This is a genomic window from Psychrobacter sp. CX10 (genome assembly GCF_057621575.2).
Genome location: NZ_CM177736.1, coordinates 1,562,365 through 1,575,410, shown reverse-complemented (window position 1 = coordinate 1,575,410; position 13,046 = coordinate 1,562,365). Strand labels below are relative to the sequence as shown.

Annotated in this window: 11 protein-coding genes; 2 read left to right on the top strand and 9 right to left on the bottom strand. The window is 36.7% G+C overall.

Annotated elements, in window-relative coordinates:
* Nucleotides 1-175: 175 nt before the first annotated feature.
* From AC21OH_RS06395 to AC21OH_RS06375, 5 genes are all read right to left on the bottom strand, one after another.
* Nucleotides 176-1,633 (bottom strand): glycosyltransferase, encoded by a 1,458-nt coding sequence (locus AC21OH_RS06395; protein ID WP_487371223.1) that lies wholly within the window; start codon nucleotides 1,631-1,633, stop codon nucleotides 176-178.
* Nucleotides 1,634-1,969: 336 nt separating this feature from the next.
* A complete protein-coding gene (locus AC21OH_RS06390; protein ID WP_487371224.1) occupies nucleotides 1,970-4,201 on the bottom strand; it encodes a glycosyltransferase family 2 protein in 2,232 nt (743 codons plus the stop codon).
* Nucleotides 4,202-4,783: 582 nt separating this feature from the next.
* A complete protein-coding gene (creC, locus tag AC21OH_RS06385) occupies nucleotides 4,784-6,919 on the bottom strand; it encodes a two-component system sensor histidine kinase CreC (RefSeq protein WP_487370733.1) in 2,136 nt (711 codons plus the stop codon).
* A 211-nt stretch (nucleotides 6,920-7,130) separates the two neighbouring features.
* On the bottom strand, nucleotides 7,131-7,937 hold the full coding sequence (locus AC21OH_RS06380; RefSeq protein ID WP_486534975.1) for a response regulator: 807 nt from the start codon (nucleotides 7,935-7,937) through the stop codon (nucleotides 7,131-7,133).
* 184 nt (nucleotides 7,938-8,121) lie between these two features.
* Nucleotides 8,122-8,904, bottom strand: coding sequence for a sulfite exporter TauE/SafE family protein (locus tag AC21OH_RS06375; protein ID WP_487370732.1), 783 nt, complete (start codon nucleotides 8,902-8,904; stop codon nucleotides 8,122-8,124).
* A gap of 254 nt (nucleotides 8,905-9,158) precedes the next feature.
* Between AC21OH_RS06375 and AC21OH_RS06370 the strand changes: the two genes are divergently transcribed.
* Complete coding sequence (locus tag AC21OH_RS06370; protein ID WP_486534977.1) at nucleotides 9,159-9,830, top strand: alpha/beta hydrolase; 672 nt, start codon at nucleotides 9,159-9,161, stop codon at nucleotides 9,828-9,830.
* Between the two features lie 22 nt (nucleotides 9,831-9,852).
* On the opposite strand, the gene AC21OH_RS06365 is transcribed toward AC21OH_RS06370, so the two are convergent.
* The 3 genes from AC21OH_RS06365 to AC21OH_RS06355 form a co-directional block, all read right to left on the bottom strand.
* Nucleotides 9,853-10,317 (bottom strand): hypothetical protein, encoded by a 465-nt coding sequence (locus AC21OH_RS06365; RefSeq protein ID WP_487370731.1) that lies wholly within the window; start codon nucleotides 10,315-10,317, stop codon nucleotides 9,853-9,855.
* 366 nt (nucleotides 10,318-10,683) lie between these two features.
* Complete coding sequence (locus AC21OH_RS06360; RefSeq protein WP_487370730.1) at nucleotides 10,684-11,214, bottom strand: inorganic diphosphatase; 531 nt, start codon at nucleotides 11,212-11,214, stop codon at nucleotides 10,684-10,686.
* Between the two features lie 375 nt (nucleotides 11,215-11,589).
* Nucleotides 11,590-11,733: an entericidin A/B family lipoprotein gene (locus tag AC21OH_RS06355; protein ID WP_487370729.1), complete on the bottom strand. Its 144-nt coding sequence runs from the start codon at nucleotides 11,731-11,733 to the stop codon at nucleotides 11,590-11,592.
* Nucleotides 11,734-12,035: 302 nt separating this feature from the next.
* Between AC21OH_RS06355 and AC21OH_RS06350 the strand changes: the two genes are divergently transcribed.
* Nucleotides 12,036-12,581, top strand: a complete 546-nt coding sequence (locus AC21OH_RS06350; protein ID WP_487370728.1) for a tRNA (cytidine(34)-2'-O)-methyltransferase — start codon at nucleotides 12,036-12,038, stop codon at nucleotides 12,579-12,581.
* 55 nt (nucleotides 12,582-12,636) lie between these two features.
* On the opposite strand, the gene AC21OH_RS06345 is transcribed toward AC21OH_RS06350, so the two are convergent.
* A complete protein-coding gene (locus AC21OH_RS06345) occupies nucleotides 12,637-13,005 on the bottom strand; it encodes a TusE/DsrC/DsvC family sulfur relay protein (RefSeq protein WP_487370727.1) in 369 nt (122 codons plus the stop codon).
* Nucleotides 13,006-13,046: the final 41 nt, after the last annotated feature.

Here is a 13,046-nt window from a genome sequence, read left to right as displayed (position 1 = left end):
CACTACTTATTTAGTTGATTGGATGAATGATTGGTTTTTGTATGAGTTCCAGTATCAGTTACAGTATCAGGTACAGTATGAATACTGGTAACTGGTAACTGGTAACTGGTAACTGGTAACTAGCAGATTGCCAAACCGCCTAGCCGTCTAACTGATTATAAGTTCAGGAGACTAGTTATGAAGACTCATCATGTTGGGCTGCTCTACGTTTTGAATCCAATGAAATCTTATAACGTTTAATACTTTCAGGGTCGTTTAGATTAAATTCATTGGTGATGCGTTCAGAGTTACTATGTTTAGATAGATCCTGCTCATAAGCACCCTGATCAACTCGTGCATCTGGATCCATGTCTTCGGTTAGATCTTCGAATTCTTCGAATTCTTCATGCTGATATTCTTTAGAAGAATATTTAGATTTGTTTGACCCTTTCGATCTGTTCAACATACTAGACTGGTTTTGATTGTTAGTTTGATTATGATGCAAGTCAGATATTGGCAGCAGAGCCAACGTAGAGTAATAAAGCGCTAAATAGCCTTCTACCATGTTTTGAACAGAACAGAACTCAACAGCACGATTGCGGCACGCTTTTCTTGATATGTTTTGAATAGCCTCAAAGCCATTTATAAAAGCATTTTTATCTTCTTTAGGAACGATAATACCGGTATCAGAGGTTATAATTTCTGAGCTTGCACCTGCATCGAAACCTAGCACTGGCGTACCACAAGCCAAGCTTTCAGCTAAAGTAAGTCCATAGGGCTCACCCCAAGTGCTTGTAAACAGCATGGCAGTAGAACGACATAAATAATCGTTAATTTCAGGTTTGGTTAAATGTCCAAGGTAAGTAAATAGTTTGTTTTCACCTTTTTTGGCGTCTGCGTCAAGTAGGGGTTTTACGTGTTCATCAAAGTAGCCTTGATTGCTTTTAGGCCCTGCGATAACAAGTTTCTTATTGGCTTCTAGACAATATTTAAGGGCCAAATGTGTCCCTTTTTCTGGACATATACGGCCACACCAAAAATAAACCTCATCGTCGATAGGTTCCAAATTATAATCAAATGACGCCACATCTATCCCATTATAGACGACTTTTGTAGGCACATATTCCGAAAACAGCTGTTGTTGATAGGCGCTAACCGCCGTAAATTGAGTACTGGTGCCACGCGTTAATGTTACTAAAGCTAAATGCAGGGCAGGGAACATCGGAGTATGAAATGTGGTAAAAAATTGAGACCCTAACGCTTGTCCCGTCATCATCGGAATGTGATGTAAGCTATGGTTATGGACAATATCAATATCCCCATTTTCATATCGCTCAATAATATCTCTCAAAGCAATCTGATAAGCCAAATAGCTATACAGCTCATCACGCCCCATGGATAAATTTTTGGGTCCCGTTTCACCAATAAGCGTATCGAATTCATCTTCTGATGTTAAAGGCATCAAAGTCGCTTTAGTTTGACTATCTTTGTGCGCATATAAAAGAACGTCATGTCCAAGAGCGACCAACTCATCGCAGATTGATTGAGTCATTTTTTCAAGTCCGCCTGCAAAGGGTTCAGCAATTGGGTATAAAGAATGGGCAATAATGGCGATACGTAGCGGCGCTTTGGTATTAGTGATGGCTGATGACATAAGATTCCCAAGTAAATATAAATTAAGTTGATGTACGATTAATGAAATTGAGTAATAGTATCAATCAATATAAGCGAATGCAGTTAGACCCTAAACAATTGAACGGTTAAGAGATTAACCTTTTAAGGTACATTAGTTGATTTGGTCGCCAAATCATAAAGCGCTATTCAAAATTTTTAAAAATTTCTAGACATCAAATTTGACTGTCTACCTAGCGATTTCATAATTAAGTAAGATATAATCATCCGCCTTAAACAATGTACTGACCTAAAGCAGTCAACGCAAAGTTCAAAGCTTAAGCTTTAATGGCTTTTATATATTATCTTTTATCTATTATCATTTATTTAGGTAGTTAAGGTTTATAGGAACATAGAACTCATCATTTTTTGAGGTGACAGAGTTTGCAGACGATTGCGGTATCCGATGAGCCAGTTTACCTGTATTGCTTTTATACAATTGATGAGACTGTATAAACTGGACGCTACTTGATGGCCCATAAGCTTTTGAGCCACTAACATCACTACGCTCATAGCCACTAAAATTCGCACCTTTAAAACCGCTGACATTACTAGTAACGTCCTCATTAAAGCCTATATCAGAATCATTATTTATTTGAGCACTCGATGCTGCTATAGGTCGTTGCGAGGTAACAATAGGCGTTTGAGTGGTTATAAAATTCTGAATAGCAGTGATAATTCCACCAAGTTTGATAATAAAAAAGACGATAGCGGTTACAAATAATAAGGGAGAATAAAAACTGCTTAGCGGCGATACCATCAGAACTGTTAATAAGTTTAAAATGAGCAAAAGCTTTGGAACTACTCTAAAGTTCTCAACCCATTCCGATTTAGTATTAATACGCAACTGCTGTTTTGGAGTACACATAAAAGGTTTGGACTTACCTAACAGTACGGGTATCCATGATAAAGCGCCTAATTCCCAAAAGGTTAAGTGTAATAACCACGTAGATACTCTATGCGTTATGGTCTGTTTCCTATAATTAGGCTTATCTTCTACAGGATTGTTGATGACTGGTTTAGTGATAACAAGCTTATTAATGACAGGCTGATTATTCGTAGCAAATTGATTGTCCGTAAACGTCTGATTGTTCTCAATGCCATTGCTATCTCTATGCAATGAAGATGTGTACGATTTGAATGTTTGATAACTATGTTTATTAATTTGTGAACTGACGCTATCGGCCTGACTAAGCGGTGATTTGTCTAATAAATAAGCCGCTAACCGTCTTAAGACAAATACAGTGTAGCTGACATAAACCAGTGCTAGAATAATCTGAACCAGCGCAGTCGGAATGGAAACCACTAAAGATGCTGTGATAAGGATTAACGCAATGATATGCAAGATGATTGATGGGCCTGTAAAATTGACCCATGCGGTAAGCTGTGAAAAATGTGCAAACCAGTACGCCAGTTGTTCACGTAAGCCTTTATGCGAGTTTGATGACCCTTTAAAGTACTGGCTAAGTACTTGCATGTTACCGTAAATCCAGCGGCGGCGTTGCGATATTAAGTCTTTAAGCGTATTGGGCAGTAAGCCAGTAGCAATGACTTGGGGCACAAACTGACTACGCATACCATGACGATGCATGGAGACACCCATTTGCGCATCTTCCGTTATAGACGCAGAAGACCATCCTCCAAGTCTCACAAGCTTGGCATGATTAATAACCGCATAGGTACCCGTTGATAATGCGCGCGAGGCATTAAAATCACGATAGATATGATGATTAAAATAATGATTTAATTCGCTATGAACCTGCGCTTTATCTTCACTGCGATAAAACTGCGGAAACTGTAATAAGCTGTGATTCGGGAAATGATGTATTGCCTCTGCTATTGTTAATCTAGCGTAGGGCAGCGCTTGATAATCACTATCAACCACCACGATGTGTGAGCACTTGGGGTCCATCAAGTCTAACGCGAGATTCAAGGCACCCGCTTTGTACCCATCTACTTTATCAAAGTGATGAAATTGCACGTTAAGATCAGGATTTAAACGCTCGCAATACTCGGCTAAAGGCTGATACAAATCAGTCTTTTGGTTGTTATTATCTATGATAAGTATTTCATCTTGAGGTGCTATGATTGAAAGTAAAGACTCAATCGTATCTATAACCAGGCTAGGCGGCTCAGCACAGGTCATGATTTGAAAGCTAAGCGCTATTTTAGAATTCGCACTTTCATTTTCACTCTCAGTTTCATTCTCTGAGCTGCTTTGTAAAGAACTACTTTTTAAAGAACTACTTTTTAAAGAGCTACCCTGTATATAGTTATTTTGATAGGGGTTATGTAGTGAAGTGCCACCATTAAATTCGCTGTGATTAGTATGACCTTTATTAATCTGATCGATATTAATATAATCGTAATTATGACTTTTAACAAAGTCCATTTGTTTTAAAAGGTCGGTAGCAAAGTAATCGGTATCAAAGTAATCGGTATCAAAGTAAAGAGATGACGTGTCTTTTTTAGATATAGTTGACTTAATATATAACATTGACTCTTTTACCAATGAATCATCAATGAGCTTTTTAGAATTTGTTGTATTCATCCATGTACCTTAGCTTCGATATGCCAATAAAGAGATGTGTAAATATTGGCGACCAAATGACATATAGCTAAGCCAATAAAATTTATTATTTAAAATTTTTGAATAGTTAGTTTCTTAGGGTCTATATTTTTTAGGTCTAATTACCTTCTACATTAAATTTATAGTCAAATCTATAAATAAAAGTAATACATATATTTAAAAAAATAAGAACGAATGTAAACTGTTAAGTAAAATTAATTTAAAATTTTACTTAAATCATTTTAATTTAGTTGATGAGGTTATTGGGTTAAATTGGTTATCTAATACGCTATTATATGTAAACACTGCAACATTTATGCCGTATTAAACTATAAAGCTAATACATTGAAACGTATAAAAAGAAAACAGATACTAAGTTTAAGCTAAATTTTTATTATTTTAGTTATTTTTTAGAAAAAACCAACCTAGCTTAAACGTATAATAAAAAATTATACGATTTGAATATGTCTTATTGATGACAAAATAAATTAGGGTATATAAATAGGTTTTCTGGATTACGATATATGCAGATTAGAATTGCACCAACTAAGTGGTCTAAGCTATCTAATCCATCACAACTGGTAAATATATTATAACTTCAACACCAGAGAAGGGTTTAGCTGATCCTATGCTTGGGATTTTTTCAAAGTTTTGATAGTCGTTATGAGGGTGATGTTGAGTAGGTTTCTGAGTATTTAAAGAAGCTTCAAGATTATCAAAAGCTTCAAGATTGTGAATAGTTACCATACCGTCGTGACGTTCTATAACCTGTTTTACCAACGTAAGTCCCAAGCCTGTTCCTTTTTTACCACCAGATTGACTCGATGTTTGCATTGGTTGTGCGTTGTGGATGGCATTTTGAGTAAAGGGCTGGCTAGAGGACATATTCGCTTTAGAAGCTTGCTGTTGATGCTGATGCGACAGACTAAAGTAGCGGTCAAAAACTTTTTCTAATGCATATTCAGGAATCAAATCTCCATCATTAATAAATGACATCTTAATAAACTCGATGTAATGAATTGTTTCTATAGATAGTTTAATAAGCACTTTGCTTTGCGCAAAGTACAGCGCATTGTCTATAACATTCTGTAGAGCTTGAGTTATCCAAAACTCATCCGCCAAGATTAGTTTATTTTTATTTGTAAAATCGGTGCTTATATTATTTAGATCAGTATTTGAACTATTGTTAAAGTGAGTTCTTAGATGAGAGCCAGATACATCGATTTGATCAGTGTTTGTTATCGTGTCTGCCGTAGCATCTAAAACAGAGGCAGCGTAAGCGGTGGAGTCTGTCAATAAAGGTGTGATTTGATTCACATATTCTATTTTGACATGTTGATTTTGGCGCTGTATTTCACTACTTGCAATGAGTGTTTTTATTAAGTCATTTGGATCAATCAGATGCATGCTTAGCTTAAAAGTCGGCTGTTCTATTTTTGCCAATAACAATAGTCTATCGATTAGTGATTGAAGTTTGATACTTTGCTCAGTAATGGTTTGACTGAGCATAAGCCGATCGTCACTGTCTAAGTCGGTTTCTTCAAGAAGCTCACCACTGGCTCTAATAGCCGTTAGGGGGCTTTTTAATTCATGGGTTAAGGTATGCACATAATCGGTAACATATGCTCGGTTTTCTAAACGGTGCTTCATGCTTTCAATGGTATCGCTCAATTCATTTAGCTCTCGACCTAAGTAAAAGTAAGGCTTTTTTGCCTCTTGTGCTAATGATTGAGTGTAGCGGGTGACCAACAACGTACTTTGTCTTAACCACCACGCGACCAGCCCCGCCATAATTAAGGTGATAATACTGATATACAAGGATGCGGTGAGCATTTGTTTGCGCGTTGCATCGAGATATGGTGTCACCGTTGCAGTAGGTTTACCGACACTGACGATACCAATTATCTCATCCTTATTGGTAGAGCTATAAATAGGCTGTGCCACATACATGACGGAGGTAGACGGGTCATCTTCAATAATACGGGTAGTACGAGCACCATATTTTCCATTCAAAGTTAATCTAACATCATTCCATCTTGAATAGTCCTTACCTTCGGCATTGGAATAATTATCCAATCCATCACTGGGTAGGGAGTCGTAAATTACAATACCGTTGGCATCAGTGACGTATATACGAAAGCTGCTTCGGGTCTTTTTATGATACCAATTATCTTTTAAAGAGGCGTCGTTTTTTTTACTAAAGGCAGAGGATCTATTTTCTAAATAAACAGACTCAGAAGAAGCGGATTCGACCGCATCTAGATTCGAAAGTTCCGACTTTGCAGCTTCTGGCTTTAAAGATTTTTTCTTAGGTTCAGGGTTATTAAGTTCTTTGGGAATCAGGGTGGTAGGGGATAAGTTAGGCTCCAAAAAAGCATCGTCAAGCATGGCTTGATAATTTGGATCATAAATATTACCAGACTCAACCGCCAATCGAAGACTTGTTGCTAACAACTTGGAGGTATCAACTAAGGTATCTTCGATCACTTGACGGGTAATGGGACGTACAAAATTAAATAGCTGATTAAAAACAACAATGCCTGAAATAATAACGATGATACTAACGGCGATCCATATTCTAAAAAACAAACTCAGATTTAAAATCTTGTCCGGTTTCTGCTCTTGATGGGTCGGCGGTGTGTCTTTGCCTATGGGATGCAGTTTGGAATACCAGTTGTTAGTACGGGGTGAGTCAGTCATATTAATTTCAATTTATTTTGAACGTACTTTTGAACATATTATATTTAAAGTCCATCAGACCCAAATCTAGTAGATGACTATTGAAGGAGCAATCAAACGGTTAAACGAATCTATGTTTAAATCTGTCAATGTTTAAAAGGTTACATGTTTAACAAATTCCATGTTTAACTAGTTCAATGTTTAAAAGTTCCATGTTTAAAACTGTCATTCATTATGAAGCACATAGTCCATAACCCAAACCACGATGGGTATAAATGATTTCAATGTCATAACTGTCATGACATTGATCTAAATGTTTACGAATAGATTTAATATGACTGTCGATTGTGCGAGCAAGACGATGATCAGGATAATCACTGATGGCATTCAAAAGTTGTTCACGGCTTAAGACACGGTCTGGATGCTCAAGTAGGGCAAGTAGAAGTTTACGCTCAGTATTACTCAGGTCAAGCTTTGATTCATTCCAATACAGCGTGTAGGTCATAGGCTCATAACGCCATGTGCCGGAGTCCAGCTCATATATCTTAGGCGTGGTGACGTCATCATCGTTAGCGGATTGTTGACTGGGACTAGTAGCAGTAAGTTGTTCCCGGCGCCAAATGGCTTTTAGTCGGGCTACCAATTCTCTAGGGCTAAATGGCTTAGGACAATAGTCATCACCGCCCATCTCCAAACCTAAGATACGATCTATTTCATCACTTCGAGCAGTCAAAAACACTATAGGTAAATGCTTGATATGTCCGATGTCATCAGAATGGCGTATGTTTTGGCACAGACTTAACCCATCTCCATCAGGTAATCCCACATCGAGTATAATGCCAGACAAATTCTTACCTTCTTTATTAAAACTTTGCAAGGTTGGTAATACACTAGTGGCATTATCTAACCAAGTTACCTGCCAACCTTCACGCTTAAAAGTCACACGCAATGAGGTAGCAATGGCTGGATCGTCCTCTACTAACAATATATGCGGAGCGGGTGTCGGAGTATTGTCTGAACTTAAGGCAGAATGGGTCATACGAATAGCCTGAATGTGATGACGTAAATTTAATTGGACTGGTTAATATAAATTGGACTTAGATAGTTAATGAATATAAGTAAAGTACAACTTAATGAGGTTAATATCGTAGCACAGCCCACTTCATTATATATGCGATTAACATGACTCAATGATGAAAAGTTAATGAATAGGTTATAAATATCTATGCAGCTCCTAATTCAAATATGTTTTTATACACCATATAAACCCCGCTAAGACTCATAACGAGCAGGAGTAGTATTCTAAATTGTTGGATACTTATGCCTTTTAAAAATAGCTTGCCAATGTAGTTACCAAGTATAGCGCCAAAACCTAGAATGAATCCATATATCCATAGTTTGGGCGTTAAAATACCAAAAAAGGTATAACTCCCAATTTGAGCGATGCCAACGAAGAAGGAGTTAGCGGTCTTGGTGGCAATAAGATCTTCTTTTTGTAAACCATAGTTCATATAAAATGGATTTAATACAGGTCCTAAGCCGCCAACAAGCGTACTGACCAAGGCAACAATAAAACCTAAAGGTATAAATCCTTCCTTAGGCATATTGAATGTTTTATTTATTCGTCCAAATCTGTATTGAAATACGGTTGAGATTAAAAAAATACCAACCAATAATTGTATCCATGCTGCATCCAATCGGCTAAACAATAAGCCTGCCAGCCAAGCGCCAAGTAGGGCGCTTGGCACATAGAACTTAAGTAAACGCCAATCGATATCCTGCCAAAACATAAGCAGGCGAGCGGGTCTCGATATAAATGCGCCTAAATTGATGACAGGAGGCGCCGCTATTGTACCTATAACCGCCGATGTTGCTGGTATGAGTATTAATGCGCCGCCTCCGCCAGAAACGGTTGATATAATAAAGGCTATCAAACCAAGCCCAAATAAGCTGATCATGTGCCACATCGGAATAGTCTGTATCAGTTGAAAAATATCTTCTAACATATCGGTACGGCCCGTATAGTAGGTAAGATTATTTAAACATTTAGTTATGACCATTTGATTTTATTATAGAGTGGTCTATAGTTGTCACTATTATTTTTTAAGCATGCTATTAAAATTGTTCTGTAAATATAACCTAGACTCTGTTTTTGTTTATATAGTCTGTTTATACAGCCTGTTTAAACGAAGGACGCTCAATAATAAAAGTAAACTATAAACCTTAAACAATGAAAAAATGATATTTAATAAGGAAGATTATGACTCAATTTCTAGACTGCGTGGTTGTAGAACATAACCCAAAACATCAAACCATTGATAAATCAGTTATCTGGCTACATGGCTTAGGTGCGAGCGGGCACGATTTTGAACCTATCGTACCTGAGCTTGGACTTGATGACGATTTGGCGATACGTTTTTTATTTCCTCATGCACCAAATATACCCGTGACCATTAATGGTGGCATGGTTATGCCCGCTTGGTATGACATATTGGAGATGAGCTTAGAAAGAAAGGTTGATGTTGAACAAATCCAAAAGTCTGCAAATTCTATTGTGGATTTGATACAACGTGAAATAGAGCGCGGGGTGAATCCGAGTAATATCGTGATTGCTGGATTTTCTCAAGGTGGTGCCATTGCTTATGAAGTAGCGCTGACTTATCCGCAAAGATTAGCTGGGCTATTGACGTTATCAACTTATTTAGCGATCGACGATAACGACAACTACACGCAGATAAATAAAGACTTACCGATTAAAATCGATCATGGGACTCAAGATCCAGTTGTACCCGTTATATTAGGACAACGGGCTCATGAGACATTAACCAAATATGGCTACGATGTTGATTTTAATACGTACCCAATGGCGCACCAAGTATGTTTGCCGCAAATAAAGTCGATCGGAAAGTGGTTGAATCACGTTTTAAAATAGTCAATGTATTCAAGAATATCGGTTAATGCAGTAGCTGCCAAAATACAAAACCAAGTACGACAACTATCGTTAAAATTATAAGTAACCGTTTTGCCCAATAGGGTATTAACGGTTTTTTATATCCCATACTATCTAAATGATTATCCAAACCTTGATTGAGAGACTCAAAATTATTGGCAGACGTGGTGTTAGCTGTTCTATTATGAGTAGACGTTGTTTTATTAAGCTCAGAGTTGGCGTTTAATCCTGCGGACGATCGATCTGACTGTGACTTGTTTTGCTTAGAAGCAATGGCGTCAACTTTACGGATCTGTTGAGATTTTAACGACGCTTCATAGTCATCTATAAGCGCTTTTGCCTCATCCATACTAATATTTTTATCTTCAGCAAGCGTTTTAATGGCTAACACCAAATTGTTTTTTTCAACCATTTGCATGATGTTTTTAGGCAGTTTTGAGGGCTTTTTGGATATTGGGTTTGATAGCATGGCAGGCGGCTTATTGATGGTTTGGGTTTTGAAAGGATCGTATCTATACAATTTTCAAACTAGTGGTTTCTAGAATTATAGTCAAAGAAGTCTAAAATGCTTAAAAGCAACCGAATGCAAGTACTACTCATATAGGCTTAGCGAGGTTAACGCCTAACCGTTTAGTAGTTCGCTGACTATATTTTACTGATCTTATAGTAACATTACCTAATGGTATAAAAAAAGCACTTCAACCATGATGAATTGAAGTACTTAATTAAAACTCTATTGGACGGCATTTATCTTATAAGTTTGATTTTTTTACATAATGTTATTTATCTAATGTAATTTATCTAGGCATATTTATATAGGTTTATTGATATTAGCTTATTTATCTTTCCAGCGTTGAATCGCTTCTTTAATTACTTCTTTAGCTTCTGCAACATCACCCCATGACTCAACTACGGTTGTGCCTGGCTTTTTAAGATCTTTGTAGTGACTAAAATGAAACTCTAGTTGCTCAATCAGACGTTTTGGTAAATCTTCTAAGTTGTTATAAGCGTTGCCAGTCGTGCGGTCATCAGCAGGTACCACAACCACTTTATCATCAACTTCACCATCATCGACAAACTTCATGACACCGATGACTTTCGCTTTTAAGAAAATACCAGTGGTTAATGGTTGATCAGTAATGATTAATGCATCAAGCTCATCGCCATCTTCATCCAAAGTCTGGGGGATGAAGCCATAATTGCAAGGCTTAGCGAAAATAATAGGTTCAACGCGATCAAGTTCAAATACTGCCAGCTCACGGTTCCACTCAATTTTATGGTTACTACCGGTAGGTATCTCAACAACAACGTTTATCTCGCCGCCATCAACATCACCAGCGTCTAAAATTTCATTAAAATCTGCCATTTTGCTCTCCATAAGAAGCTCTATCATGAGCATTCAGTTAGTATTGTATGTTTAGTATAGTATTGTATGTGATGCTGATTATAACAATTTTTGCATGATTGCCAAGTCATGACAATATTCCAAATTAGTATTAGCTTAATTAAATTCGTTGATGAGCTTGCATTAGTTTTAACTGTTCAAGTATTTTTAGTTTTGAAGCCTACTTTTAATTATTATTGTATTTTTAAATCAAATTAAGATAAAAAAAGCTCACATAGCAATTTAAGCTATGTGAGCAATTCAAGCTGAAATATATGGTCTTTGATTTTATAGCCTAAATTCAATTTAAATATAGAGAATATAACCAAAGACATTCAACTTAATAATAAATCTAAATTATTTGATTTTTTTCTCAACTGAGCTGGAGGCGTCGGTTACAGCTTCACCAGCTTCAGAAACGTCTTGACCGAAACCTTTAATAGTGTTGCAACCAGAAAGAACAAGTAGGGCGCATATTGAAGCAATTGCTAACTTTATCATAATAAATCCTCAAATAGTCAGTGAAATAAAACAGTTAAAATAATAAGAACATGATAAGAAACTTATGTTAACTAAAAATTAGGTTAACTGTAAAAATAATATCTGCTAAAAGTAATACCAGTGATTGAGCTAATGATATATCTTAATAATTTTAGCAAACTGAGTATCTTATGTTCTAATGGCTATGGTATATGAGTTTGAAATATATCAATATATTTTAAATGTGTGTTATTGAACATAATATGTCAAAAACTGTAAAAATAATTACACCACCCTAACCTTAAATGTTTTTAGGTAAATATATGACCATCCATATTGTATTAGTAAATCCAAAAATTCCAAATAATACTGGCAGTGCCATTAGACTATGCGCTAATACTGGGGCTCAATTACATCTTGTTAAACCCTTAGGGTTTGATTTAGATGATCGAAAGCTTAGACGCGCAGGACTCGATTATCATGAATATGCCAATATGAAAGTTCATGAAAATTGGACACAGGCAAAAGCAGAATTACAAAACCAAGGGTGTGACATCATGTTGGCGCTTACAACCAAGTTAAGCCATCCTTTCTACGACTATGATTTTGCGCATACCAATAATGGCGATAAGATTGAAAATATAGCCTTGGTATTTGGATCTGAGACAGCAGGACTAGCAGACAATATACGAGCAGATATCGGTGAAAAAAACTGGTTAAGGTTACCGATGTTACCTGATTCACGCAGTTTAAATCTTGCGAATAGTGTCAGTATTTGTTTATACGAAGTTTGGCGTCAGCGAGGCTTTGTGGGTGATGTAGGGCGTAGCACGGGATACACTGAGCTTACGCCTTATGACCCTAAATAAATAATATCATAAAAGTATGATAAACCATATATAGCCGCATATGGCTAATAGCCTACTATAAACAGTTTGGCGGTTTAGGTAGACCTGCAATACGATTAACATGCCGAGCGACTAGACCAGTATTAAATAACTGCTGCAATTTTTGGTTTGATATATCAGCAGACGGCAATTTTTTTATTAAGTATTTTATAAGCGGGCGGGTAGAGGGTGGGTGATGAAACTCTTTATGAAAATCACGCACATGGGATAAAACGTCGTAATGAAATTCACTTAACTCAATATTTAGCACATCGGCTAACTGCTGAGCCACCTCTTTGTTCCATAGCGTATGATCAACCAAATGGCCTTCGTCATCAAGTTTGATAAGATCAGTTTGTTTATCCGAATAAACTTTTATGTCTTTGAGGTGCTGTTTGTCTGTCATAGTTTTTAGTTTATTTATTGTGTATTTATTTATTATCTAGT

Coding starts and splice junctions, on each gene's coding strand:
- AC21OH_RS06390 (WP_487371224.1), bottom strand. CDS start 4,201: ATGAATACAACAAATTCTAAAAAGCTCATTGATGATTCATTGGTAAAA.
- AC21OH_RS06375 (WP_487370732.1), bottom strand. CDS start 8,904: ATGTTAGAAGATATTTTTCAACTGATACAGACTATTCCGATGTGGCAC.
- AC21OH_RS06370 (WP_486534977.1), top strand. CDS start 9,159: ATGACTCAATTTCTAGACTGCGTGGTTGTAGAACATAACCCAAAACAT.
- AC21OH_RS06360 (WP_487370730.1), bottom strand. CDS start 11,214: ATGGCAGATTTTAATGAAATTTTAGACGCTGGTGATGTTGATGGCGGC.
- AC21OH_RS06350 (WP_487370728.1), top strand. CDS start 12,036: ATGACCATCCATATTGTATTAGTAAATCCAAAAATTCCAAATAATACT.
- AC21OH_RS06365 (WP_487370731.1), bottom strand. CDS start 10,317: ATGCTATCAAACCCAATATCCAAAAAGCCCTCAAAACTGCCTAAAAAC.
- AC21OH_RS06355 (WP_487370729.1), bottom strand. CDS start 11,733: ATGATAAAGTTAGCAATTGCTTCAATATGCGCCCTACTTGTTCTTTCT.
- AC21OH_RS06380 (WP_486534975.1), bottom strand. CDS start 7,937: ATGACCCATTCTGCCTTAAGTTCAGACAATACTCCGACACCCGCTCCG.
- AC21OH_RS06345 (WP_487370727.1), bottom strand. CDS start 13,005: ATGACAGACAAACAGCACCTCAAAGACATAAAAGTTTATTCGGATAAA.
- AC21OH_RS06395 (WP_487371223.1), bottom strand. CDS start 1,633: ATGTCATCAGCCATCACTAATACCAAAGCGCCGCTACGTATCGCCATT.
- creC (WP_487370733.1), bottom strand. CDS start 6,919: ATGACTGACTCACCCCGTACTAACAACTGGTATTCCAAACTGCATCCC.